At 42.7% G+C, this 25,967-nt stretch carries 23 protein-coding genes; 8 read left to right on the top strand and 15 right to left on the bottom strand.

Translation table 11 applies throughout. The features are described 5' to 3' along the window. Positions 1 to 85: 85 nt before the first annotated feature. The 3 genes from BLS28_RS05525 to BLS28_RS05515 form a co-directional block, all read right to left on the bottom strand. Positions 86 to 829 (bottom strand): electron transfer flavoprotein subunit beta/FixA family protein, encoded by a 744-nt coding sequence (locus BLS28_RS05525; protein WP_091163280.1) that lies wholly within the window; start codon positions 827 to 829, stop codon positions 86 to 88. A gap of 315 nt (positions 830 to 1,144) precedes the next feature. Beyond that, positions 1,145 to 2,941, bottom strand: a complete 1,797-nt coding sequence (locus BLS28_RS05520; protein ID WP_091163279.1) for an acyl-CoA dehydrogenase FadE — start codon at positions 2,939 to 2,941, stop codon at positions 1,145 to 1,147. 517 nt (positions 2,942 to 3,458) lie between these two features. Beyond that, the gene (locus BLS28_RS05515; RefSeq protein ID WP_090523879.1) at positions 3,459 to 4,346 is read right to left on the bottom strand and encodes a helix-turn-helix domain-containing protein; all 888 of its coding nucleotides are present in this window, start codon (positions 4,344 to 4,346) and stop codon (positions 3,459 to 3,461) included. Between the two features lie 215 nt (positions 4,347 to 4,561). Here BLS28_RS05515 and BLS28_RS05510 point away from each other — a divergent pair, with 215 nt between their 5' ends. Beyond that, positions 4,562 to 5,785 (top strand): OmpP1/FadL family transporter, encoded by a 1,224-nt coding sequence (locus tag BLS28_RS05510; RefSeq protein ID WP_091163278.1) that lies wholly within the window; start codon positions 4,562 to 4,564, stop codon positions 5,783 to 5,785. 19 nt (positions 5,786 to 5,804) lie between these two features. Next, complete coding sequence (locus tag BLS28_RS05505; RefSeq protein WP_091163277.1) at positions 5,805 to 7,124, top strand: SGNH/GDSL hydrolase family protein; 1,320 nt, start codon at positions 5,805 to 5,807, stop codon at positions 7,122 to 7,124. A gap of 102 nt (positions 7,125 to 7,226) precedes the next feature. Here BLS28_RS05505 and BLS28_RS05500 read toward each other — a convergent pair whose 3' ends face one another. Further along, positions 7,227 to 7,631, bottom strand: a complete 405-nt coding sequence (locus tag BLS28_RS05500; RefSeq protein WP_091163276.1) for a VOC family protein — start codon at positions 7,629 to 7,631, stop codon at positions 7,227 to 7,229. A gap of 51 nt (positions 7,632 to 7,682) precedes the next feature. Next, positions 7,683 to 8,492, bottom strand: coding sequence for a patatin-like phospholipase family protein (locus tag BLS28_RS05495; RefSeq protein ID WP_091163275.1), 810 nt, complete (start codon positions 8,490 to 8,492; stop codon positions 7,683 to 7,685). Positions 8,493 to 8,715: 223 nt separating this feature from the next. On the opposite strand from BLS28_RS05495, the gene BLS28_RS05490 reads away from it, so the two are divergent. Next, on the top strand, positions 8,716 to 9,495 hold the full coding sequence (locus BLS28_RS05490; RefSeq protein ID WP_091163274.1) for a DUF6896 domain-containing protein: 780 nt from the start codon (positions 8,716 to 8,718) through the stop codon (positions 9,493 to 9,495). 178 nt (positions 9,496 to 9,673) lie between these two features. Here the strand turns inward: BLS28_RS05490 and BLS28_RS05485 are convergent, their stop codons facing one another. The 4 genes from BLS28_RS05485 to BLS28_RS05470 form a co-directional block, all read right to left on the bottom strand. Next, positions 9,674 to 10,330 (bottom strand): phosphatase PAP2 family protein, encoded by a 657-nt coding sequence (locus BLS28_RS05485; protein ID WP_256337347.1) that lies wholly within the window; start codon positions 10,328 to 10,330, stop codon positions 9,674 to 9,676. 213 nt (positions 10,331 to 10,543) lie between these two features. Then, on the bottom strand, positions 10,544 to 11,104 hold the full coding sequence (locus BLS28_RS05480; protein WP_218134354.1) for an isochorismatase family protein: 561 nt from the start codon (positions 11,102 to 11,104) through the stop codon (positions 10,544 to 10,546). Between the two features lie 22 nt (positions 11,105 to 11,126). After that, the gene (locus BLS28_RS05475) at positions 11,127 to 12,386 is read right to left on the bottom strand and encodes an MFS transporter (protein WP_091163272.1); all 1,260 of its coding nucleotides are present in this window, start codon (positions 12,384 to 12,386) and stop codon (positions 11,127 to 11,129) included. Positions 12,387 to 12,413: 27 nt separating this feature from the next. Beyond that, the gene (locus tag BLS28_RS05470) at positions 12,414 to 12,851 is read right to left on the bottom strand and encodes a MarR family winged helix-turn-helix transcriptional regulator (protein WP_091163271.1); all 438 of its coding nucleotides are present in this window, start codon (positions 12,849 to 12,851) and stop codon (positions 12,414 to 12,416) included. 224 nt (positions 12,852 to 13,075) lie between these two features. Here BLS28_RS05470 and BLS28_RS05465 point away from each other — a divergent pair, with 224 nt between their 5' ends. Further along, positions 13,076 to 13,951: a glycoside hydrolase family 25 protein gene (locus BLS28_RS05465; protein ID WP_091163270.1), complete on the top strand. Its 876-nt coding sequence runs from the start codon at positions 13,076 to 13,078 to the stop codon at positions 13,949 to 13,951. A gap of 372 nt (positions 13,952 to 14,323) precedes the next feature. Here BLS28_RS05465 and BLS28_RS05455 read toward each other — a convergent pair whose 3' ends face one another. Then, complete coding sequence (locus BLS28_RS05455; RefSeq protein WP_091163268.1) at positions 14,324 to 14,683, bottom strand: DoxX family protein; 360 nt, start codon at positions 14,681 to 14,683, stop codon at positions 14,324 to 14,326. A gap of 92 nt (positions 14,684 to 14,775) precedes the next feature. On the opposite strand from BLS28_RS05455, the gene BLS28_RS05450 reads away from it, so the two are divergent. Beyond that, positions 14,776 to 15,177: a winged helix-turn-helix transcriptional regulator gene (locus BLS28_RS05450; RefSeq protein WP_090523849.1), complete on the top strand. Its 402-nt coding sequence runs from the start codon at positions 14,776 to 14,778 to the stop codon at positions 15,175 to 15,177. 80 nt (positions 15,178 to 15,257) lie between these two features. Here the strand turns inward: BLS28_RS05450 and BLS28_RS30740 are convergent, their stop codons facing one another. Then, on the bottom strand, positions 15,258 to 15,434 hold the full coding sequence (locus BLS28_RS30740) for a hypothetical protein (protein ID WP_176844378.1): 177 nt from the start codon (positions 15,432 to 15,434) through the stop codon (positions 15,258 to 15,260). Between the two features lie 11 nt (positions 15,435 to 15,445). Then, on the bottom strand, positions 15,446 to 16,231 hold the full coding sequence (locus BLS28_RS05445) for a mechanosensitive ion channel family protein (protein WP_091163267.1): 786 nt from the start codon (positions 16,229 to 16,231) through the stop codon (positions 15,446 to 15,448). A 197-nt stretch (positions 16,232 to 16,428) separates the two neighbouring features. Here BLS28_RS05445 and BLS28_RS05440 point away from each other — a divergent pair, with 197 nt between their 5' ends. Then, positions 16,429 to 19,464 carry a glycosyltransferase family 117 protein gene (locus BLS28_RS05440; RefSeq protein ID WP_091163266.1) on the top strand — a complete coding sequence of 1,012 codons (3,036 nt, stop codon included), beginning with the start codon at positions 16,429 to 16,431 and terminating at the stop codon, positions 19,462 to 19,464. Between the two features lie 62 nt (positions 19,465 to 19,526). Here the strand turns inward: BLS28_RS05440 and BLS28_RS05435 are convergent, their stop codons facing one another. The 3 genes from BLS28_RS05435 to BLS28_RS30735 form a co-directional block, all read right to left on the bottom strand. Continuing rightward, entirely contained in the window at positions 19,527 to 20,429 is a 903-nt protein-coding gene (locus BLS28_RS05435) for a metallophosphoesterase family protein (RefSeq protein ID WP_091163265.1), read from the bottom strand. A 211-nt stretch (positions 20,430 to 20,640) separates the two neighbouring features. Further along, positions 20,641 to 23,754, bottom strand: a complete 3,114-nt coding sequence (locus BLS28_RS05430; protein ID WP_091163264.1) for a lantibiotic dehydratase — start codon at positions 23,752 to 23,754, stop codon at positions 20,641 to 20,643. Between the two features lie 84 nt (positions 23,755 to 23,838). Next, positions 23,839 to 24,006, bottom strand: coding sequence for a hypothetical protein (locus BLS28_RS30735; protein WP_176844377.1), 168 nt, complete (start codon positions 24,004 to 24,006; stop codon positions 23,839 to 23,841). 145 nt (positions 24,007 to 24,151) lie between these two features. Here BLS28_RS30735 and BLS28_RS05425 point away from each other — a divergent pair, with 145 nt between their 5' ends. Together BLS28_RS05425 and BLS28_RS05420 are read left to right on the top strand one after the other, a co-directional pair. Beyond that, positions 24,152 to 25,243 carry a sensor histidine kinase gene (locus BLS28_RS05425; RefSeq protein WP_091163263.1) on the top strand — a complete coding sequence of 364 codons (1,092 nt, stop codon included), beginning with the start codon at positions 24,152 to 24,154 and terminating at the stop codon, positions 25,241 to 25,243. Further along, complete coding sequence (locus tag BLS28_RS05420; RefSeq protein WP_090523820.1) at positions 25,230 to 25,967, top strand: LytR/AlgR family response regulator transcription factor; 738 nt, start codon at positions 25,230 to 25,232, stop codon at positions 25,965 to 25,967. The genes BLS28_RS05425 and BLS28_RS05420 overlap by 14 nt, the downstream gene beginning before the upstream one ends.

Raw genomic sequence — 25,967 nt, 5'->3', positions numbered from 1 at the left:
AGCGGCTTTACTTATCTTTTTCAATTGCCATAATTTGCATTCGGGAGACGCAATTATGCGTCTCTACATTTAATAATAATTGACATTATATAACCTTAGCCTCGGTATGCAGCAGCTGCACCAATTCATCCATATCATCCGGGCTTACCAGCTTGATACCGGCCTTGGCAGGCGGCAATTCATATGACAGTATTTCGGTTACAGCAGTTATTCCTGAAGGCGTAATTACCTTTAACGGACGCGTACGTGCCGCCATGATGCCGCGCATATTGGGAATGCGGGCTTCGGCAACACCTTTCTGGCAGGAAATAACCAGCGGTAAATTACAGGCATCTGTTTCTTCACCGCCTTCTATTTCACGATTTACCGCAGCAGCATTGGCCTCTATGCTGATCCCGGTTGCAAAACCAATATAATCGAGGTCAAGTAACTCGGCCAGCATGGCGCCTGTAGTTCCATTATTGTAATCGATAGACTCTTTGCCGCATAAAATAAGATCATAACCAACCCCGGCAGCATATTCGGCTATATAATGAGCGGTTTCATAAGGATCATTGCTCTCAGCATCAATACGGATAGCTTCATCGCCGCCTAGGGCTAATGCTTTCCTGATCACGGGCTCTACATCGGCCTTACCTACGGTTATCAAATGAATTTCGGTGGCGATACCGCTTTCTTTTAATTCGATAGCCCTGATCAACGCGTACCATTCATCATATGGGTTAATCACATAAGTAACTCCATCACTATTAACAGAAGTGTTATTATTTTTTAATACAATTTTAGTACTGGTATCCGGCACCTGGCTTATACACACTAATATTTTCATTATCAGAATTTTGTTTTTGGTTGATATTATTTAGGGAAAATAAACGCGGGGATCGTGAGATTTTCCTCTTCGTACACGTCTTTAATGACTTAATTATTAATGGAAAAATAATGTCATTTCGAACGAACCCTTGAAGGGCGTGTCCCAGCCGGTGAGGAGAAATCTTCTACGCCCTGTTTTAACCCGCACAAATCTGCATCTCGTAGGAGATTTCTCACCCTTGCCTCGCTATTTCCCGCCCTTCAAGGGTTCGAAATGACATTTTCTTTTGTTTGAAGTGATGTGTTACCACAACATTAAAAAAGTGATGAAGCACTAAAAGCAATATTTATTTTCAGCAATCAATTTGGCTGCAATATTTCTGCGTGCCTGGGTGGTATTGATGTCTTCGGTTTTAGTGAAGCGCTTTAGTCCCATGAGCATCATCCTTCTTTCGTCGCCTTCGGCAAATGAGTTTAATGCTTCTTTACCCGATTTCGCAATATGTTCGGCCGCGTCATTGATGTACACCCGCATCATATCCAATTGTTCCTTACACGCTTCTTCTCCTCTTAAGCCAACCAATTTCTCTACCCTCAATTGCAGCGATTCGCTTACATAAAGCTCTATCAGCATATCGGCCAGGTTCATCAATACTTCCTGCTCTTTGCTCAATTGCATCATTAGTTTTTGAACAGCGCTACCGGCTACCATCAATATGGCCTTTTTAAAATTGGCTATGTATTTCTTTTCTTTAGTAAACAGGCCATCTTCTTCGGTTGCGCCAAAATCGGGGATGCTCATCAATTCACCGGCTACTTTCTGAGCCGGTCCCATCAGGTCAAGCTCACCCTTCATGGCGCGTTTCAGCATCATATCAACAGTTAACAACCTGTTAATTTCATTGGTGCCCTCAAAGATCCGGTTGATTCTGGAATCGCGGTACGACCTATCCATCGGCGCCTCTGCGCTATAGCCCATGCCGCCGTAAATCTGCACACCTTCGTCAGTTACATAATCTAAAACCTCTGAAGCATGAACTTTAAGGATCGCTGCTTCGATAGCAAATTGCTCAGTCCCCTTCAGTTTGGCTTTATTTTCATCAAGGCCGGAGGCAATTAACATTTCTGTAGCCTCCTCCATATTCTGACTGGCCCTGTACACGGCCGATTCTGCCGCATAAGTACGGATAGCCTGTTCGGCCAGTTTATATCTTATCGCCCCGTATTTGGAAATAGCGCGACCGAACTGCTCCCGCTCATTGGCATAACGTACCGATGAGGTGATCACATCCTTACTGGCCCCAACGGTGCCGCCGCCTAATTTGATGCGGCCGAGATTCAGGATGTTGACTGCTATCTTAAAACCATTCTGCCTTTCGGAAAGGAGGTTTTCAACCGGCACTTTACAGTCGTTAAAAAACACCTGGCGTGTCGAGCTGCCTTTTATCCCCATTTTATGTTCTTCGGTATTTAACGAAAGACCTTCAAAATCCTTTTCAACAATAAACGCGCTCAGGTTTTCATCATCATCTATTTTGGCAAAAACCGTAAACACATCGGCAAAACCGGCATTGGTGATCCACATTTTTTGCCCGGTGATAAGATAATGCTTACCATCTGCAGAAAGTTTTGCCCTGGTTTTACCCGAATTAGCGTCTGAGCCTGCGGCAGGCTCTGTAAGGCAATAAGCCCCTTTCCAATCGCCGCTGGCCAGCTTGGGGATGTACTTTTGCTTTTGGGCATCATTACCGTAGTATAATATAGGCAGGGTACCTATACCTGTATGCGCCGAAAAAGCAACCGAAAATGAGTGACCGGCACCTAATTTTTCAGTAACCAGCATGGCAGTTTTAAAATCTTTACCAAAACCGCCATATTCTTCGGGCACGGAGATGCCTAACAATCCAAGCGCACCTGCCTCGTCCATTAAATGGCGCATTAACCCCTCCTCCTGCTCGTCAATACGCTGAAGGTTTGGTGTTACCTGCTGTGCCAAAAAATTGGTACATGTTTCGGCGATCATCAACTGCTCTTCATTCCATTCTTCAGGAATAAAAACGCTTTCCGCGGAAGTCTCCCTGATCAGAAACTCCCCTCCTTTTATGGCTTTCATCGGTTCTGTGGCATTCATAAAGTTTTATTGGTTTATAATTAGGAGTAAAATTAGAGGCATTATGAAGCCAAAGAAAGGGCAGCAATGCGGAGATATTAGTCAAAAAGTCGGAAAGAAGAGGGAATGTGGGAGGGTGGAAAGACTGCCATTGGCTTAAATATATTACGGAAATAACATTTCATGTATTCGAAAAGCCACGTCATTGCGAGGAGGAACGACGAAGCAATCGCATACTATACAGGGCCGCTATGCTACCGTGTGATTGCCGCGCTGCGTTTATAATGAAATAATCGTAAATTACTGATTATCAATAATATTTTAATCGATTTTATAATATAGGCATTGCCTGCGGCCCGGGCTTTCCGTTACAAGTCCTCGCCTTTCCTGACCACAGTCCCAACCCGCGCTGTGGGCTTTACACTGCAATCCCTAATGCGGCCCCCGCACAACACCGCTAAAATATATTTTACAAGTCGTTACAATTTTTTTCGGGGATTCCCTGGCGCTTACTCGCTATGACATTTTTTTCAAACAATCAATGCGCAGATATCGCTCTATAGTCAGAAGGCGACATGCCGGTATGCTTTTTAAAATATTTGCCAAACGATGATTGGTCGGGGAAATGGATGCTCTCGGCGGCGCGGGCAATGCTGATCTCGTGGTTTCTTAGTAGTACTTTGGCTTCCAATATTACCGCATCGTCTATCCATTCGCCCGCGGTCCTCCCGGTTACTTCCTTAATGGTTTCTGTTAGATGTTTGGGAGATACATACAGCGCGTCGGCATAGTATTGCACGCTGCGATGTTCTTTATAATGATGGAAAATGAGGGACTGGAAAAGCACGTTTAGTTCCTGTTTCCTGGTTTGTTTACCTTTTATTATCAGGTGTTGCTTTTCGTAAATGGCCTGTATTTCATAAAGCAGTGTCATCAAAATGCTCCTGGATATTTCAACATCGTAAGGATGCCCTTCGCGCGCTAATTTGCGCTGGATCAATAAATAAATTTCCAGGATCATTTTGGCATCGGCATTGCCAGGATAAATTACCGGGATAGACGCGCTGTTGAAATAACTGAATGATTCAAGGAAATGGCTATTAGCATTATTTTCGATTAGAAAAGCTTTGCTGAAAACAACAAACCTGCATAAAAAATCGGCACTGCTATCGTAGATCCTCAAAACATGAAAGGGGGTTGCCAGAAGCATGGCATCCGGCCGGGCATCATAAACCTGCAGGTTTACTTCTACTTTGGCTGTGCCCCGGGTACAAATGCCTATAATATAACCGTCCGAACGATAAGGATATTCGCTCAGGCTCAATAATTGCTTTTCGTCAACAACAAAAAAATCGGCACCAGCCAGCTTGTCTGCATAAAGATCTGCAAATTTTGACAGGCTTAATTGTCCAACTTTATTATTCATATAGTTTAGATATATAATTTTAACTATTTATTTATTAAAGACGGTTGTAAAGCAACTTTTCTTATCTGGTATTAAAAATAAGCTTTATCCGACTTTTTGACTAATATCTCCGCATTATAGCCCTTTTTTTCTTTTTAATCCAAACTAATTTTATCCCTGACAGTTTCAAATTGTAACCTACAAGCAATTTCCTGTCACGAACCAATTATATTTTTATGAGAAAAATTCTACTATTGGTGCTCACCGCAGCACCGCTGTTAGCTTTTTCCCAGGGTTTCCAGGTGAACCTGGGGGGGCAAAAGCAAATAGGAATGGGCCATACAGGTACGGGTATCGTACAGGATGGCGCTTCCGTATTTTTTAACCCGGGCGCGGTAGCCATGCTGCCCGAAAATTACATACAGGGAGGAATAAGCCCTTTACTGTTCAAATCTGTTTTCAACCCCGCCGGAACCTCAATACAGGACCATACTTCCAATAAAGTTGCTACCCCGTTCCATGCTTATGCGGTATGGGGGCCCAAATCTTCCTTCTGGAAACTGGGACTTGGCGTTTATACTCCTTTTGGCGGCTTAACCGACTGGGGCAATACCTGGCAAGGCAAATATGTACTGGAAAGCCTCGACCTGAAAGCCATTTATGTTCAGCCAACAATAAGTATAAAACTGGCCGACTGGGTGAGCATTGGCGGAGGCTTTGTTTACAACCATGGCAGCGTTGATCTGACGCGGGCCATCCCACTGGCAAACAGCAGCGGCGACCCAGGACAGGCCCGGTTGAAAGGCGGCGGCAAAGGCTACGGGTGGAACGCGGGCGTTTACTTCAAAACGGAAGCAGGTATTACCATAGGGATCACACACCGCTCGCAGGTAAATACCACAATTTCGGCAGGGAACGCTATTTTTACTGTGCCTGCATCGCTGCAAAGCAGTTTCCCTCAGCCCAATACCTTTAGTTCAACCATACCCCTACCAGCCACTAACTCCATCGGTTTCGGCTTTTACCCCAGCAGCAAATGGATATTGGCCCTGGATGTTAACCTGGTTAACTGGGATAGTTATAAAACGCTATCGTTTGATTATAAAAACAATACGGCTGTATTACAGGATACCCACTCCGCCCGGAATTATCAACAGGCATTTAGCTTACGCGGGGGCGCTCAATATAAGGCTACCGATAAACTGGCCCTGCGTTTTGGCGGTGGCTATGGCGGCACCGCTGTTTTAGATGGCTATGTAACTCCCGAAGCTCCGGATGCTAACCGGGTTTATGGTACCCTGGGCTTAGGTTATACCGTAGCCAAGCACCTCGATATAGATATCTCCTTTGAGTACGAGCACCTGATGCAACGCACCCAAACCAATATCGAATCGCAGCTATCGGGAACATTTAAAACCGATGTTTATATACCAGGTATCTCATTAGCCTATCATTGGTAATCCTTAAAGAAATCAGTTCATGAAAACGTTTAAATTACATATTTATATTGTTGCAGGGTTACTGTTATTAGGTGCCTGCAAGCCCGAAATCCATACGCCAAAGCCGTCCGCAGGTTCTGTTGATTTTTCAAGATACATTGCGTTGGGTAACTCGCTCACTGCCGGTTATGCCGATGGGGGCTTATACCTTGCAGGTCAGCAGGTATCCTATCCCAGCATCATCGGCAAGCAAATGCAATCGGTTGGCGGTGGCGCATTTACGCAGCCGCTATTCAGCACCGCCCAGGCAAACGGATCGGGCTATTTATCACTCACCGGGTTTAATGCCGATGGCACACCGATTACAACCCCGGTAACTACTAACCTGGCAATACGTGGGAAACTTACAGTACCCGGTTTTGGAGATGTTACTCTCTATACCAAATATACGGGCGATATTAATAACTATGGCGTACCCGGCATTAAGCTGATGCACATCACTTACGCTCCCTATGGTAACCTTAACGGGTATTTTGAACGCTTGCTGCCGGGCAACGCGCCAACAAACTCCACCACCTATCTTGGTTTTGTTATGGCCAAGCCCTTTACCTTCTTCTCTAACTGGCTGGGAAATAATGACGCTTTAGGCTATGCCACATCCGGAGGGACCGGCGACGTGCTGACAGACAAAAATACTTTTGCTGCTCTGTATAATGTATTGATCAACACCCTTACTGCCAAGGGACAGAAAGGCGTAGTTGCAACCGTACCCGATGTAACCTCAATACCTTATTTTAATACCATCACCGTTTCTGCAATACTGGCCGGCGTGCAAAAAGCCAACCCCAATGCAAAAGCATTGTATATTAACGCTCTGGTTTCGGGCAGTACTTATGCGCCGCGCGCAGCAACGCCTAACGATCTTATCGTACTTACCTTTCCGACGAGCAAGATCGGGCAGCCGGTCGCAACCCCTGTTGGCAACCTGCCTTACGGTTTAACGCCGTATACGCCGATAGATAACCAATATGTACTTGACGAAAAGGAGGTTGCCCTTACCGAGGATTATGTGACTTCTTATAACACAACCATAAAATCTATAGCGGCAGCAAAAGGCCTGGCTGTATTTGATGCATATACCTTTCTGCAAAATGTTAAACTGAACGGGATGGTGGTTGACGGAGTAAGCGTTAATTCCAACTATATCAGCGGCGGCCTGTTTTCGCTGGACGGGGTGCACCTTACACCACGCGGATATGCCATTGTTGCCAATGAATTTATCAAGGCTATTAATGACAAATACAACTCATCAATACCACAGGTGAATATATCTGATTATAACGGGGTTAAGTTTCCCTGATCGTTAGTCAGAAGTCAGAAGTCTTAAGTCGAAAGTCTTGAGTTCTAAGTCGATAGGGATAAATCCTAACTTAGAACTCAAGACTTTCGACTTAGAACTAAATTATCCCGCAGCACTATCCGGCTCCGATTCATCGCCTGGCTCCCAAAGCTCAATAATGTTCCCTTCCGGATCGAGAATGTGAACAAACTTGCCATAGTCATACTCGGCAATCTCGTCAATAATGGTTACCCCATCTTTTTTTAATTCGTCTACCAGTGTAACAAGATTTTCTACCCGGTAATTAATCATAAACGGCTTGGCCGACGGATTAAAATATTTGGTATCCTGCGGGAACGTACACCATGAGGTGGACCCTATTTTTGACGGATCATCTGCATGCCGCCACTCAAACGTTGTCCCGTATTCGCCGGAAGGCAGCCCAAGGTTTTTGACATACCATTCGTTCATACCTTTCGGATCGTCGCATTTAAAAAATACACCTCCAAGGCCAGTTACTTTTTTCATAGTTATATCTTAATTTTTACGTCACATTGTAATACCATTTCCAAAGCAGTTTTACCTTTTTTGTGAAAGGGTGATCTCCTTTAATTTTTCGTTAGCACGGATGGTTTTTAAGCCTTCCTCGTAGCCTATCATATAAATTTCCTCGGCCGCGTCGGTATCAAAAATACCATACCCTCCCAAACCATGCGGTTCAATAACTATATCGCACAGCATTTTATGTGAGCTAAGGTTCGCGTTAATTCCTATCATAGCGGCCCTGTCAACCAGGTTCCCAAATGATTTGATAGTTGTAACTACCGGCAAATGGTTGCAGCATGAGCCAATAATCAGGTCGCAATTGCCTACCAAGGGCTCAACCGGGAAATTATTGAGGATCCCGCCATCAACATACATATGATTATTAATCATAATGGGCTTAAAAATACCTGGCAAACAGCAGGAAGCCAAAATTGCGATATCCAGTTCGCCCTCGGTAAAGTAAACCAGCTTTGCTTCGCCCAGGTCAACCGCCGGAATGGTAACACGTGTTTTGAGGCTTTGAAAGGAATTATGCGGAATATATTTATTAATCAATACCCTGGCATGTGTTATTGAGATCAAACCGTTGCTGCCAAATGCCGGGCGCAGCAATTTAAGCAGGCTGTTGTCTTTGATGACGCGTAAAATTTCTTTTGGGGTATATCCCTCTGCAAAAAAAGCCGCAGCTATTGCGCCTGCACTTGTGCCCGAGATATGCGAGAATTTGATACCATAATCGGTTAGGGCCTGCATCACCCCCAAATGGGCCACCCCTCTTACCCCCCCGCCAGACAACACTAATCCTATCTTTCTTGAGCCGTTTTGATCAATATTTGTATTCATTTTTTATAGTTTATCATTCGCCGTTGTTTATGGCAAGCTATGAGAATGATTGAGGTCAAGATATCACTTTATTCAAATAAGGAGAAATTTCCCTTCAAATTATATCTGCATTACTAACACTATGAGGTTATTTAAGTGTGCGACGTGCATCGAACAAATAACTTATTTTAGCTACCTATAAGTGCAGATAATTAAATGTTACTGCAGTTCATTTATAATAACAGTGGATAGGATAACCCAAACGCTAATAATAGGTTCAGTCAAACAGATTCCTTCTTTAGAGGTAATAAGCAAAATACCTCGTGAAAAAAGACTAAGGTTGATTTTTGAACAAACTTTGCAATACCAAAGAGAAGAAATTGGCAAAAAACTAAAAAATGATCTTAAGGGATTTCAAGTTTACATACATGCAACTCAGCCTGAAATAAATATTGCAAAACTGCTAACGGATAAAGAAATCGACGACAATCAGCTATTTTTCGAACAATGCGCAAAAGATTACCGCGCCTTATCTGAATTATTGATCAATAAGTTAGCTTCAAAATTAGGTATTGAGATCAATCCACAGTTCCCGCTTAGTTCATTTAACCCGTTTTTTGCTAATAAAAAACAAAGTGGAATAATTAAAGAATGGCGTTATTTTTTACATGGTTTTCATTGTGGCTTCGAGCACAAAAGGTCCGGCCAAATAATAGAAGTCCCGCTTGTGTTTGGATTGGAATTTGGCGATTTAGATCCTTATTTTTTCACAAGGTTCATTAAATCAACTCAAAACTACTTTCCCTTACCTATAGACATTTATGACGAGTACGCAGATGGTGTAAGGATAATTGAAAGGATGCTTGCTCTTAATAAGTTCGAACGCATAACTTCCAATATTGAAAACCATACGGGTGTAGTTGTCAATGACAGAAAAAAAATTCACATTGAAGTTTATCAGGAAGATGCCTTGATTGATACCAAAAAGAAATTCAACGTATTGCGTTTTTTTGGATTAAAATAATCAGAATGAAAAACTTCCATCTAATCTTTCCGGTTCCATTTAAGCCTGCGGATACGCCTCCAGTCGGTGAGTAATAATCCAAACAAAAAATCAAGTATAGCAATCATATATCCGGCAATTTGATAACTAAAGATACCAGTTAAATCATAATTAAAAAATTTTCAAACATAAATTACCTCTACTTCTTCAAAAACGACATAACCGCAGCACTGCCCACACCCAACGTTAATCCAGCAGCCACATCGGTAGGATAGTGAACACCTAAATACATTCTTGAATAACTTGTGGCCCCCGCCCAAAAGAAAGATGGCGCAATGACGTACCACTTAGGATAGGCAGCCGATAAAGCTGTAGCTGTGGCAAAGCTTGATGAAGTATGCCCCGACGGGAATGAGGTACCACCTGCCCTGTAAACAGGTGTAATATTGATATTTTGAATAAATGGCCGCGGTCGCTTCACCAAATGTTTTATCAACAACATAAAGCCGTATGATATTGCCGTACTGCTTGCCACATAACCTGCGTTTTGGCGCATTTCTTTGTTATTGCTTGCAATACCTCCTACCAGTAAGCCCGCCGGGATCCCGATATCGCCATACAAAACATTTTTGCTCAGGAACATGAAAAAACCTGTTTGGCCAGTTGTGCGTTGATTTTGCAAATCGATCATGACACGGTCGTCCCAACGCTGAACAGCAGGTGAGATAAATGCAGGACTATTTACGGTGACTTTCGCCGAATCCGCCTGGGCAAAAGCTTTGTTTGTTAAGCAAATAAATAAGCCCTGCAAATGAATTAAAACTACCAGGAATTTAAGCGGGGAGATCTTTTTCATAGGCGGTTTAGTAGCAATATCCACACTGCTAATTTAACTATAAATGCCTATTGCATGAAGATTGTTTTTTCGCCGAAATAGTAGAAGCACAAAGAATGGATGACCAGAAGAATAAGACTTACGAAATTTTTGAAGCTTCGTAAGTCTGGGTTCTTCAACCTACTAAGGGTAGATACAAAGCAAAGGTGCGTCCTATTATACACTTACCCTTATCTATCCCAACTTCTCAATAATCTCGGCGGTAGTCCCCACCTCCCCTATCCTCGGGAAAATGTATTTGAAGCTGTGGGCATGCGCTTGGGGAAACATATCGGTCATGGCATCACTGGCAAAAGCTATATTGTAGGCATACTCGTTGGCCGAGCGGGCAGTAGCTTCAACACCGATACTGGTAGCTACACCTGCCAGTACAATTTGTGTAACGCCTCTTTTTTGCAATTCCTGGTGCAGACCTGTATTATAAAAAGCGCCCCAGTTTTTTTTGGTGATAAAAATATCCGTTGGCTCGGTTTTAATTTCAGGAGCTATTTCGTTCCAATCGGCAGGGAGTTCGGTCATGCTGTTTCTATTGTTATCACGCCTTGTTTTAAAAGCCGCACCTATAGGTTCTACATGAACAACAACAATGGGTTTACCTGCTTTACGAAAGGCTTCGACAAGCGCTGCCGATTTTTCAAGGATGCCGGCCATGGGGTGCGCGCATGAAAGCTGTACAATATATTTTTGTAAGTCTATCAGTACGAGTGCCGTATTTTGATCAAGTGCAGTTATCATGATAATTTGATTGTTTTAATGGTTAAGAAATTGCTTCGGTAGATTGCTGCACGGCAGCCATCGCTTTCTTTTTAAGCCTGCTGCGCCGTAAAAAAGCAAAATGTAAAACACCCAACAGCAGTGCTACCATGCCTTCGGCCATAACAGTATCGGGTACGCCTATTTTTTGCGAAACTGCGCCAATGAGCAAACCGCCAAGCGGCTGCATCCCAAAAAAAGACATGGCGTAATAACTGATTACCCGGCCTCGCATTTCGGGAGTAGCAGTAGTTTGGATAATGGTATTACCAATGGTAACCTGCGACATCATACCGAAACCGATAATAGCCGAAAAAAACAGCGCCACGGGATAGTTGTGCATATGTGAAAATGCGATCAGCCCCACCGCAAATATTACTGTATTAACTGCAAGGATCTTTTTAAGATCGGTACCGGCACTTAATGAGGCCAGCAAAATGCCGCCGCCAAAAGCACCAAGCCCTATCACACTATCTATAACCCCAAAAGTTGACGCCGTTCCCTTAAATATATCCTTAGCATAAACCGGTATCAGCGTACTAAAAGGCAGTACAAGCAGGCTTATTGAAGCAAGCATCAGTAACATAAACTTTATAGTGGGCGTTTGCTGAATGTATTCAAAGCCGTCTTTCAGATCGGCGAGCACGTTTTTACCGTGGGGCTTGGGAGTAAATTCGGGCAAACGCATCATCAGCAATGAGCCAATTACCGCAATAAAGCTTAATGCATTAGCCCCAAAGCAAACCGAATCGCCGAATTTTTCAATAATCAGGCCTGCTATCCCCGGCCCTATTAACCGCGACAGGTTCACCATGGAAGAGTTAAGGGCAAGCGCATTAGGCAGGTCGGATTTATCATCAACCATTTCGTATACTAACGATTGCCTTGCCGGAACATCAAATGCGTTAATCAGCCCTAAAACAGCAGTCAATGCCATGATGGCCCAAACCGAATAATATCCGAAAAACACCAGCACAGTGAGTAAAACAGCCTGTACCATTGAAGCCACCTGTGTAAATAGCAGCACTTTAAAACGGTTATACCTGTCAGAAACCACACCACCCAAAAACGAGAACAGGAATGAAGGGAACAAACTTGCAAACAGAGTTAAGCCCAACATAAACTTGGAATGCGTTTGCGAATAGATCACCCAACTAACAGCAGTTTTCTGCATCCAGGTGCCCAGTAACGAAACTGACTGCCCGGCAAAATACAGCCGATAGTTGCGGCTTTTAAAAGCGTTGAATGTACTTATCTTACTCATCTATCTCTTTCTGTCAGTTTTCATTAATTAATCAAAGTCAACAAGTTTGGCCAGGGGTGCCAGGGCTTTCTTTAAAACTGCCTGCTCTTCGGCAGTACAGGTAGTTTCAAGCGCACGGTTAAGCCACTCGTCTTTTTCACTCCTGGATTTGTGGATGAGGCTGATCCCAGCTTCCGATAGTGAAATAATAACCTTGCGCTTGTCCAATTCGGAAATGCGCCTTTTGATTAACCCGAGATTGAGCAGGTTACTCAATATCTGCGACATGGATTGTGTGGTGATCTTCTCCATAGCCGCCAACTCGTTAGGCAGGATCTCTTCATGCTGAAAGATCAGTGCCATGGTCGACCGCTCGGTAAGCGAAAGCTTTTCGGCAGTAGTCGAAGTCTTCCTGATCTTTTTACTAAGCCTACCTATAATAAACCTCAATTCCGAAGCCAGTTGAATCTCTTTTTCGTCGCCCATATAATTAATTAGTTAAACTTGTAAGTTTACCTTACAAATATAGAGATTGTTTTATCAGCACAATGTCAAACCTGACCGTTGATTTTTTTTATTTCGCTGATTGTGTTGATTTTGATTAGCTTACTTAACACAATTAGATTCGAAGACCGCTTTGATCATCAAAAAAATCAGCGCAATCAACGTAATCATCCCTAATCAACGGTTCGTTTTCGTAATTTTACCCCGTGCCTGCTCCTGAAAAGAAAACACCTGTAAGAAAGAAAGCTCCTGCCCGTAAAAAGCCGGTAGTTAAAGCAAAACAGCAGGCCAATTTCTCCACACAGTGGATAGTGGCTGTAGGCGCTTTGCTGCTCATCCTGTTTTCGCCTTTTTATTATGGCTATATTTTAAAATTTGGCAGCGCTACCTGGCGATGGATCATGGATGCAGGAGAGGATACGCATTATCGTAAATACAAGGATTTTGCCATTCATATCCCCGATGGCTATACCGTATATGGCATTGATGTGTCCTCATACCAGGGCCGTATAAACTGGAAACAGGTAAAAGCCATGCGCGAGGGTGATGTCCATATCAGCTTCGCATTTATCAAGGCTACCGAGGGTGTATTAAGTGTTGACCCATATTTTCAGCGTAATTGGCGAGAAGCGCCAAAGGCAGGCATCATGTGCGGCGCTTATCATTTTTTCCTTCCGCAAAAAAGTGGCGTATGGCAAGCTAAGTTTTTCCTTCAAACGGTAAAAACCGAAAAAGGCGACCTGCCCATGGTGGTGGATATAGAAAGGTTGTATCGTACCAGTCCTGAAAAGATGCGCGAACAGCTGGAGAGTTTTATCAAAACCATTGAAAACCGTACAGGGATTAAGCCCATCATCTATACTAACCTTAAATTTTACCAGGATTACCTGGAAGGTTATTTTGATGGTTATACCCTTTGGATTGCCCATTATTACCAGCCCAAGCTGCTTGTATCTAATAAAACTAACTGGAAATTCTGGCAGCACTCAGATAAGGCCCATGTTAACGGCATTAACCATGTTGTGGATTTTAATGTGTTTAAGGGCGATAGTACGGAGTTTGAGAAATTGCTGGTGCCGTAGGAATTGGGAAATAGGATATAAAATCCGTCATTGCGAGGAACGAAGCAATCCCCAATCAGTAGAGCAGGCCTGCAAATCGACCGTGTACAGTTAAAGATTGCGTCGTCCCTTATAATGACGAGATCGTAAGTTATTGATTATTAATTATATTTTTCCGATAAATTTTTATAACATGGGCGTTGCCTGCGGCCCGGGCTTTCCGTTGCAAGTCCTCACCTTTCCTACCCGCACCCCCTTTGCGCGCTCCGGGCTTTACACTGCAATCACTAACGCAGCCCACGTGCAACACCGCCAAAATATATTTTACCTGTCATCACGCTTTTTTGGCTACCTGATGGTTACAGCAATGACGTGGTAGAAACATATCTCACATTACTTCTGCTTCTTATAATATAACACATACGATCCTCCCAAAATCGCCAGAAACACCAACGGCATCACACGGTTTGCTACCGGATCGCCGGATGCGGTATGTGCGATAAACGCAGAAACAAATACAAAAGTAAATCCCGCATAAGTCCATTCTTTTAACCTGGCAGGCACTGGTACCAATAGTAATATTGCACCGATAAGCTTGGCTATTGCCAGTTCAACTCTAAAATAATCAGGGAAGCCTAAATGATGAAAGGCTGCAGCCATTTCGGGCTTCGTTAAGTATGAATAGCATGAAAAAGCCATCATCAATGCTACAATAGCGCTCAGGATCCAGTAAAAAATTTTAGTTGCTTTCATCTAATGAATTATTTACCGCAAACTTAGCTACCTTTGCTATTAAAAAGATACTACTATCCTAAAGGATACCGGTATCGTTAAGGATAGCGAGTATGAACAACGAACAAATCATTCACAATAAAGAGACCTGCAAAGCTTCTGTAACCGCAGTACGCGATACGCTTTATGTAGTAAACGGCAAATGGAAGCTGCCAATGCTGGTAAGCCTAATGACCGGCCCTAAACGGTTTAAGGAACTTCAGCGCGACCTGGAAAGCATCACGCCTAAAATACTTTCGAAAGAGTTAAGGGAGCTTGAACTAAATGGCTTTGTTAAACGGACTGTTTATGATACCACACCGGTAACTGTAATTTATGAACGTACCGAATATGCCGATACGCTTGGTAAGGTTGTTTCGGAATTACGCGAATGGGGCATGAACCATCGTGAGCATATTAAACAAATGAGCCGGGCTGAAGCCGATGCCAAAAAAACAATGGCAGTTTCATTATAATGTAGTAAATAGCTCTTCAGAATTTAGAAGCGCAAAGCGCCTTTGCCTGGTAAGCAAAGGCGCTTTTATAAATGATAACATTACGCTTTTTTCTTCTCGGGGCGATGAGCGCTATCCCTGCTTGATGTAAAAACCATACTGGCCGGCAGTAGTTTTTTAAGCCTGAACTGAATGGTGATGGCATCATAATCATGCTTATGGCCGCAGCCTTTAGGCGTTTCAACAATCACCGTGATCTTATTTTCTAAATTATCCATGCGTACATATTTTATAAACCTGGTATTTTAACCCCGGAAGCTTTCAAATCCTGCAAAATATTTTCCTGTACGGCCAGCTTGGTATCCTGGAAACCATGCGCATGAACCCAAACATTAACTCCTACACGATAACCATCAGGATCTAAACTGGCAATACCTATCCTCCTGTCCGGAGTTTCCAATATATTTTTTGATTTATCGATAGAAGAGTTAATGACCGACTTCACCTCATTAAAATCAATATTATTGGTAAACTTCAGCTCGATATCAAGCCTGCGGGTGCCTTCCCTGCTGATGTTGATGATCACCTCGTTTGAGAGTTTACTGTTAGGCATAATAACTATTCGGTTATCAAAGGTTTTAACAATGGTATAAAAGATCTGGATAGCGATAACCGTTCCTTCAAGGCCTTGAGCTATGATATTATCGCCCACAACAAAGGGCTTGAGCAGCAGTATCAACACACCGCTTGCAAAATTTTGCAAAGTACCTGAAAGCGCTAAACCAGCGGCTACACCAAAGGCACCCACGAGTGCAGTGAACAAAGTAATGGGCACACCCATGATCTGCACAACTCCTAAAATTAGCAACACACGCAATACAACCCCTACAAGGCTCTGCAAAAAGGGTTTAATAGTAGGATCTATTTCCTTTTTTTGCATATGGCCCTGCCACCATTTCAACAACATATTAATCAGCCAAAGGCCGATGAATAAAACTACCAGCCCAATCAAAAAACTGGGTGCATAGCGAATCACCCATATATAAACCTGGTCATAAAACTTTTCAATCTTCATAAAACAAATCGTTTAGCTTCCGCATAAAAACCACCTATGCTTAACGCATATTTGGGGGAAGGGTTTGTTTTAACAACCATTTAACACTTCAACCCTCCAAGTGTTAACAAATGTTAAAAGTGTTAAATTTCAATACGTTACCAATTTTAAGCCCTAATTTGGTATTAACTACTTGAAAAAAACTTTTACACTTTATCATGAGCTACAATAAGATCAACAACCTTTTGGCCTGGCTTTGTTTTACCCTTGCATCCGTAACTTACGTCTTTACTTTAGAGCCCTCCGTAAGTTTTTGGGACTGCGGCGAATTTATTTCCTGCGCCTATAAACTCCAGGTATCGCACCAACCGGGCTACCCTCTTTTTGCCATGATAGGTAAGGCCTTCTCGCTGCTTTCGATGGGCGACAGGACAAAAGTTGCCTACTTTACCAACCTGGGTTCGGCATTGGCCAGCGGGGCTACCATTATGTTTTTATTTTGGAGCATAACCGCCCTTGCTAAAAAACTCCTTGCTACAAAAAATACTACTGTTAATACAACCCAAACCTTACAAATAATGGGTGCCGGGCTAACCGGCGCCCTTGCATTTACCTTTACCGACACCTTTTGGTTTTCGGCAGTTGAAACCATTGTTTTTGCATGGTCGTCATTATGTACCGCAGTAGTATTTTGGGCTATTTTAAAGTGGGATGCCGTTGCCGATGAACCACGTGCCGACAGGTGGCTGGTTTTTATAGCTTATGTAATCGGCCTTTCTATCGGCATTCACCTGCTTAATTTATTAACCATACCTGCTTTGGTAATGGTTTATTATTTCCGCAGGCATAAAAACATCAGTGTTAAAAGCGGGCTTTTGGCATTCGCTATAAGCATCCTTATCCTGGCCTTTGTTCAGTTTGGCATCAGGGGATATACCATAGGCCTCGCCGCCCGGTTCGATCTATTTTTTGTAAACAGCCTTGGACTTGGTTTTGGCAGCGGCGTATTGTTCTTTTTCTTGCTGATCATCGGCTTGCTTATCGCCGGGATCCGGTACAGCATCCGCAAGCAGAAACATCTTTTAAATATAAGCCTGCTTTGCGTTGTGTTTGTTTATTTTGGTTACAGCTCTTTTGTTTACATCCCTATCAGGGCATCGGCGGGCACCAACCTTAACAACTCACACCCCAGCGATGCCTTTACGATGTATGAATATCTTAACCGTACCCAATATGGTGAAACACCATTGCTTAAGGGCCCTTACTTCGATGCCAAAATAACAGATGTTACCGACGGTACACCGCTTTATCGTAAAGGAAAGAGCAAATACGAGGTAGCTTACAATAAGCCTAATTATGTTTATGACCACACCAGCATTCTGCCCCGCATGTGGTCGACAGAGGAGAATACCACCTACGCCCAGGATGCCCAGTTTTACCGCAACTGGCTGCAATTGAGCGATAACGCTACGCCTACCTTTTCGGATAATTTAAGATGGATGTTCAGCTGGCAAATGTACCAGATGTACTGGCGTTATTTTATGTGGAATTTTGTTGGCCGCTATAATGATGATGATATGGAAGGCCAAACCAACATGAATGGCATCGGCGGCAACTGGACATCGGGCTTGTTCAACAATGCCTCCAATACGCCTAAGTTTGTATTGAATAATGTTACCTATACGCCCCTTTATGCGCTGCCATTAATGGTTGGCTTGTTAGGCATGCTCTACCATTTCAAGAAGCGAAAGAAAGACGCGCTGGTAATAACGTTGCTGTTCTTTTTCACCGGGTTGGCTATAGTATTATATGTTAACCAGCCGTCTGTACAGCCCCGTGAACGCGATTACTCGTACGTGGGCTCGTTTTATGCCTTTGCCATTTGGATTGGTTTAGGATTGATAGCGCTGATTGACATGGTGCCTAAAAAGATCAGCCCGAGGTTTGCCACTATTGGCGCTTTTATTATTTGTACAATTGCTGGCCCTGTTTTGCTGGCAAGTAAAGAATGGAAAAACCACGACCGCTCAACCAAAATGGCGGCGCATGACATGGCTTACAATTACCTCATGTCCTGCCCTAAAAATGCTATTTTATTTGACCTGGGTGATAACGACACCTACTCGCTATGGTATGACCAGGAGGTAGAAAACATTCGGCCTGATGTACGCATCGTAAACCTGAGCCTGTTAAGCGCCGACTGGTCGGTAAGGCAAATGCAACGCAAAATAAACCAGGCCGACGCACTGCCCATCACCATGAGCTTTGATAAATATAAACTGGGCACCCGTGATGTGATCAGGTATAATGATGCCAAAATACCGGGCTATGTTGATGTAAAAGAGATATTTGACTTTATTACTTCGGATGATAAACGTACGCATGTTGAATACACCAACGGCACAACCGAAAATTATTTGCCTACCAAAAACTTCAAGCTGGCAGTTAATGCTGATGGTGTAATGAAAAATAAGGTGATCACGCCCGAGCAAAAAGGCTTACTTACGGATACCATGAAATGGAAATTCCCTCCCAATTATATCACCAAAGAAAACCTTGCCATGATAGATATACTTGCCCATAACGACTGGAAACGGCCAATTTGTTTCACTACATCTATTGGGCAAACAAGCATGGTTGGCTTACAGCCATATTTGTACCAGGAAGGTTTTACCTATCGCCTATTGCCTTTCAAAACTGATTCATCGTTAAGAGATCAGCTTTCAAAGATCAACAGCCTGGTGATGTACAGCAACATGATGGATAAGTTTAAGTTCGGCAATTTCAAAACAGCCAAATACCTTGATCAGCAATCAACAACTATGTTTTTCCCTCAAATGGTTTCTGCTTTTTCTGATCTGTCGGCGACATTACTGAAAGAAGGCCATCGTAACCTGGCACTTAATACCCTGCACAAATATGAAGAGGTAATGCCCGACATCAACCCTAACTTTATGACGGCACAAGGCAAAATAACAATGGCCGATACCTCGTATAAGTTGGACTATGCCAAGCTGGGTAATAAATTGATCAAAAGTGTTAACAGCTACCTAACCGATCAGCTTGATTATAACTACCATCAGTTGCAAAAAGATACAGGCCGGTTAAGTCCGCGCGATGTGCAGATCAGTATGCAACTTCTCAATAATATGGCAGCCATTACTCAAAACGGCAACCAAAAAGAACTATGCGGTCAAATAATTACACAGCTTAATGATTATGCCGAAAAGTTTAAAAGTATTCTCCAGCTCTAAACAACCAACATATATATGCTATGGGGCAGGCTATTTGATTTAGCCTGCCCCTTTTTTATATTTTAATAATTCACATACTTTTCTTCAAAAGTACCATCGGCATACAGGTCTATCAAACCATAGCCGGGGGCTGTTTCCCGGCGGTTCCCCTCCCACCAGGCACCGGAAACGGCGCCGTTACACAGGTAAGTAACATTGTTATAAACCACCTTATCGCGCATGTGCAGGTGACCGCTCACACATAACTTTACGTTGGGGTGCTGGTAAAACAGGTTAATGATCTTAGCCGTATCGGTATGCATATCGCCGCCAAGCATTGTCCACTTGTTTACAATATCATCCTCTATCATCAGTAAAGCCGTCAATATCGGTATGTGCGACATAACCATTACCGGCATATTGGCGTCCGTAGCTTTCAGCTCATCGTTGAGCCAGTTAAGCTGTTCCTCGCCCAGCTTACCTATATACCAGGTATTATCAATATCTAAATGCACACTATCCAGCACAATAACCTTCCAGCCATTCTTAACCATACTGTAGTAGGGCTTTACAAGCTGTAACTTATCCAAAGCGTATTTTTTTCCGTAGATGGCCTGTCCCTTGTCGTCCTCGTACCACCAGATATCGTGGTTGCCCAAACAATAATGAACGGGCAAACTGCATTCATTTTTCATGATGTTTTGCACCAGCTTCCATTGATCATTGATGGTGCCGATGTTTTCCTTGTTCATATCAAAAACAATGTCGCCGCCATTCAATACCATGTCAACCTTTGGCGTTTGCTGCTGCAGGTGATGGAGGCACCTGGTAAACCTGGCAGGGGCATCAAACTTATCCTTAAGGTGCACATCGGTAATGTGGGCTATTCGTAATGATGGCTTTGCAGCTGGTGTTGTATTGCCAAGTGCTAATGAAGGCGCCAGAAGCAGGCCGCCTATATTTTTTAATGCTGATCTTCTTTCCATAATGTAAAAGCTACCTCCCGGGTTCAGGTAATTTTGGGGTTAAAAATACATTTATAATATTGGTAGGCCGCTGGAATTTCTGTTAAACTTTTATTAAGAAAATAATGACCGAAACATTTATATAAAACAAAAAGCCTTCCGCGTTAGCAGAAGGCTTAATAGATTTGTGTAGGGAAGGTTAAAATAGTATTTCAGGGTACTTAACCATTATTTATTGAAGATACGGCCTGCCTGTCATGTAATCATTTACAACCCCGCCAATATATTTATTGTTGTAATCCGTTTCTTTGTTTTGCAAAACTGATTTATAATAAAGCAGCAGAAAATCGTACACGCCCAGTTCGTGAGCCTGCTGCCTGGTTTTAAACAAGCGGTTCATACTCATTTGAATAAGGCTGATCACAAGCAGGTTCAAATCCTGCGGTACCGTTTCGGATGAAATAAGCTCGGCGAGCAATAAAGCTGCCGGTCTGTTGTTTAAACTCCGGTACCTGAGCAGGTCGTTGCCTGCAACCGCGGCACCTTCGGCAAAAAGGCCCTCAATCTTGTTGCGGTAATGCCTGTATTTAAAAGTCAGTTGCTTTGAAAGCAGGTTATCATAATTAACGTCCGGATATGATGAGGCTACAAGCAGCTCCATAAGCTCGTTTTTTTGTTCGATCTGAAAATCAAAATCATTCAACAGCCTGTCAATTGATAACAGCCCCCAGAGCCACCTCACCTCTTCAAAGTTTTCGGTCACATCCGCTCTTGATATGAGGCTGGCTATGGCAAGGCTATCGTTAAAAAACAACTGTTCAACAAGTTCAATCGACGCCTCCCCATAGCGTTCCAGTTCGCGCTCGTAGGTATCAAACTGCACCTTCCAGATCTGCTTTGATTTAATTAAGGCCGAAAAGCAATTGTTAATATTTTGAATGACCCTGCCCAATGCAAATACAGAAGCCAGATGGACCCTGAAACGAATATGAGGTTCAGGATCAGCATATCGTACATAAAACCATTGATCAATCAGGTCTTCGTGGTAAAGCTTTTTGCTTAGCTGTATCAGCTCATTGCCTATCACATGTTCGGCAGTGTTTATGCCGCAATACAGTTTTACATACAGCCATTCATCACCCGGGAAAAACTGGCGTTTGGCCACGTTTGTGCTAAGCGGCCCCATACTGGTATACTTGCCGGCTACTTTTTCGTCCCGCTTTAAAACAGCGACAAACTGGTTACCGATAAGCTTTTCATCCTTCTTTTTAAGCATGACATTATCGCGTTCGCCAATGTATTCCTTTAAAATAATTTCATTCTTTTTCTTGCATGACGAAAGCCATGCAGCAACCTCAAGCCTGCTGTTGGTATGTACAACCAATTCACTATCAATATCTGTAAAAACGAAAGCCTCGGGCAAATCCCAGTATCTAACAAACTTCGCCCATGCTTCGCTGTAATCAATAGCCAGTTCTTTTAACAGCTGCTGTAAATCAGCATTGTTTATGTACCAGGTTTTTAAGGCTAATATTACGCCTTCATAAACTACCCTTGGCGTTTTGGTTACCCCAAGTTTAGGTAATATGTCAAGATTAAACCCAAGCTCGTATTTTAAATCCTGGCATTGCAGATCGGCCAGGAACCGGTACACAGGTAAAGCTGTCATTCCGTAATTATATGCTGTATTTAAGCGGGGAATAATCCGTTTACCTAATTTGGCCGAACGCAGCACAACATTATTTCCTTTAACAGATACGAGCAGATCTGTTATATTAACTTCCTGGTCACCAGCGCTTACCGGTGTTTGAAACTGGTAGCCCCGGTACGGCGCAGAGGTAAAGCTTCCTAAGCAGTCATCAGGCGAGTGTACAATTTCGGCAACTATAGCCGGCTCATAAATACGGGCTTCTGTTTCGGCTATTTCATCAAGGATCTGGCCAAAATTCCGCTCGGCATTAGCCAAACGGCCAAACATGGAGGTACCGGCCGGCCACCCGCAATGTTCAAGGTACAGCAAGGGCTCATCATGGCCCGAAATTCGGAACATTACCGAAAAACTTGGGGGCAACTCATCATCGTAAGCCTTAACGTTTTCAAACTGTGACTTTTGCAAATGGATAATTTCCTGCCCGGGGTTATTAACAATTTGCCCGATAAGCCACTTCACGGCGCTGGTATATTGCAGATCTTCCTTATCAGCTGCAAAGCCAGATGGTTCTGTATAACAGTTTATGGCATAACCGATACCTTTTTCAGGATCAAGCGCTTCTGTTAGCAAAATCTCCCGCTCATGATACCGGTCGCGGAAGCGTTTTATAAACGTTTCCAGGTTTTTACTTTGATGCCTGGGTGTGATCCGGTTAAGCAGATCAATGGCATCGAGCAATTTATCAGCATAAGCTTTATCAAGCGTAGCCGAATCTGCCTGCCTAAAATAATCAACCTGCAGCAATGTCCCCTGTGAGGCATCACCTGGTAAATCTTTCAAAATCATAGCAACCTTATTATTTTTTGTAATTACATTATCGGTGCCTGTTAGCACCTGCTTAACGGTATTCAGTTTTGACAAATAGCTTTGTGCCTGTGCACTTTGGTATGCCAACCGGGTAAAAATGCCAATGGCCTGGTCAAGGTATTCCCCGCTGTCAATACACGGTTCAAGCTCACTCCACAAAACCTGGTTTTTAATCAATTGATCCAAAAAAGCAGCGGCACATTCCGGATTTTTGCCAAGTTTTTGCGTTATAAATAAGCCTATCGAATTGTATGTCCTGGCGTTTTCACAAAACCCGATAACCGCCTGCAGATCGTCAGATATCTTTACCGGCGATGCTTTGTATTTACCACGGTTTACAGTTTGACGGTCAATTTTACGGTAGGTCCCGTTTAAGGTATACATTGTTTTATTTACCTTGTAACTTAACAATGTCCGTATGAGGCGATTATTTAAAATCTGGCCGTTCAAATTAACCGCTACGGCAACATTAAGCCTTACATGCTGGTAAGCATTACCAAGCTGTAAATCGGTCGTATTCCCCCAGGTAACAGGAGCGCAACCTGCAAATAACCCTGATGGATTGGTGCCGGTGGCGCTCCTGTTAATAAATTTGGCTAAGGTTATTTCAAGCTTCTCCAGTTTTTTCGCATCTGTAATATCATCTATATGCAAAACCGCTTCATACAAGTCTTTAGAGGTAAGCCAAAGCGCCTGCATAAACAATTCATCTTTTGTGAATGCCCTGATAGTTTCTTTATCAATTGCTTCCACGCAATCAAATGCAGGAAACCTGAACATCAGGCCTGATGAAAATTTATATTGCTCGGATAATTTTGTCGCTTTCATGACAGCTGGCTATTGATAATAACCTCATTGATGAAAAACACTCCGTTCATTTTTTTCCTGATACCAGCATCCGGGGCGACTAAACTAAATAATGCCTGTTGCAGTAGCCGTTATAGTACCTGTTTCGGTAGTTGTTTGCATGAAACAGGCTTGATTGGCATATTTTGCTACGTTATTATTTAAAACCCTATTGAGTATCTGTACCTGTTTAATTTGGATTTTTGGCAAGGTTGCTTTGTCGTGATTTTTCATAATTTTAAACTTTTAAATGGCTGTAAATGGTTAATTATTTAACCCAGATAGTATAAATTTGGTTAACAGGCTTTTACCGAGAAAAAATTTAGTACCAATGCCCCTTTCCGAATGACCAAAACCGCTTTTAAGAGTGACGAAAAAAATGACAGAGGACTTTATCGTGAATAAGGAAAATCTAAAAGCAATATTTCAGCATCTACTTTTTTGGATTACTTATGTACTTTATGAAGAAGTGGTTGTTTATTTTGCCGGCGTGGAAGTTGAGTTTCTTAACACCATTGTTGCCTTCATGGTTAATGCCGGAGTATTTTATGGTATTTGGAACTTTTATAAATTCCTCAATAAAAAAACCAACAACAAATTGTTATTAGTAACAGCAACCCTTGTTGTTTCCGCAGCTATCATTGTAGTATCCGCTTACTTAAAAGCATTTTCGCTCATCATTTTCCAGCATAGTTCACTTAAGGTTTATGGAACCCCCGCCAGGATTCTGACATTTGTTATGCGCTCTATTTACTTTGCTGTAATGGGCGTAGCTTATGGTTTTGCCAAAGAGGTAATATTAAAAGAGCGCGAGGCTGCACAGCACAGATTGGAAAAGGCTCAAATGCTTGAGGAGCGGCAAAAATTAGAAAAGAAAGCCCTTCAAGCCGAACTAAATGTAATAAAATCACAGATCAATCCGCACTTTGTATTTAATACGCTCGGCTTTTTATATGCTGAAACTTATAAGAAACTCCCGGAAGTAGGGCAGTCAATCATTACACTTTCAAACATTATGCGGTATGCATTAACCAAAAATGAGGACGGGTTTAGCAGCCTGGAAAGTGAGCTTGCCTATATCAAAGACTTCATAAAAATTCATGAAGATCGCAGCAAAGCTTTTTTTATGAAGATAAGTATCGAAAGCGGTGTTATTCCGTATCAGGTAGTATCATTGGTTTTAATTACCCTCATCGAAAACATGTTTAAGCACGGCATTTTCAATCAAAGTACAAAGGAGGCTGTGTTGAGCATTACTGTTGAAGATAGGAAGCTGCATTTTTATTCGCTTAATTATAAAAACAATAACAGCGTTAACAAAATACAGTCGAACGGGATAGGATTAAATTATATTCGCGACAGATTAACCGATGAATATGGCCGGGACGGATATGAATTATTGGTGGATGAAACGCACAACAGCTATGAATGCAAACTTACCATGCCTTTAAAGTATCATGAAAGTAATTAACTGTATTATAGTTGAGGACGAGCCTTATGCCATTGATATTTTAAGCGATTTTATATCAAAAGTGCCTTTTATTAACCTTACCGAAACGTTTACCAATCCTATTGAAGCACTATTATATTTAAAAGGATCAGCCACTGACCTCATTTTTCTTGATATAAACATGCCTGAGCTTTCGGGTATCGACCTGATTAAAATGCTACCGAAAAGCACGGAGATCATCATAACATCAGCCTTTAGTGAATTTGCGCTGGCGGGGTTTGAAAACAATGTGCTCGATTACCTGCTTAAGCCCTTCGCTTTCGACAGGTTTTTACAGGCTTCACAAAAAGCCCTTGACAAGCTAATACTGCTTTCATCTAATAAGCCAGCGCCGGTAATTGACCTGCAGCCAAAGCCCGACTCATTTTACCTGAAAACCGATCACGGTAAAATTGTACGTATCAACTTTGAGGATATCATTTATATAGAAGGACTTAAAAATTACTGTTCGGTTTTTACAGAAAATGAACGGCATATCTCATTGGTGAGCATGAAAACCTTGGTTGACACCCTGCCCCAGGAAAATTTTGCGCGGACCCATAAATCCTACATTATCGCTTTAAAACGCATTAAAGCTATTGATGGCAACATGGTGATCTTTGATAAGATCAAAGAAAAGATCCCCATAGGTGTTACTTACCGCGACAGCTTTTTCGCACTGCTCAATAACAAGATGTTTAAGTAA

This window comes from Mucilaginibacter gossypii (assembly GCF_900100945.1).
Lineage (GTDB): Bacteria > Bacteroidota > Bacteroidia > Sphingobacteriales > Sphingobacteriaceae > Mucilaginibacter > Mucilaginibacter gossypii.
This window is presented reverse-complemented; position numbering and strand designations above follow the sequence as displayed.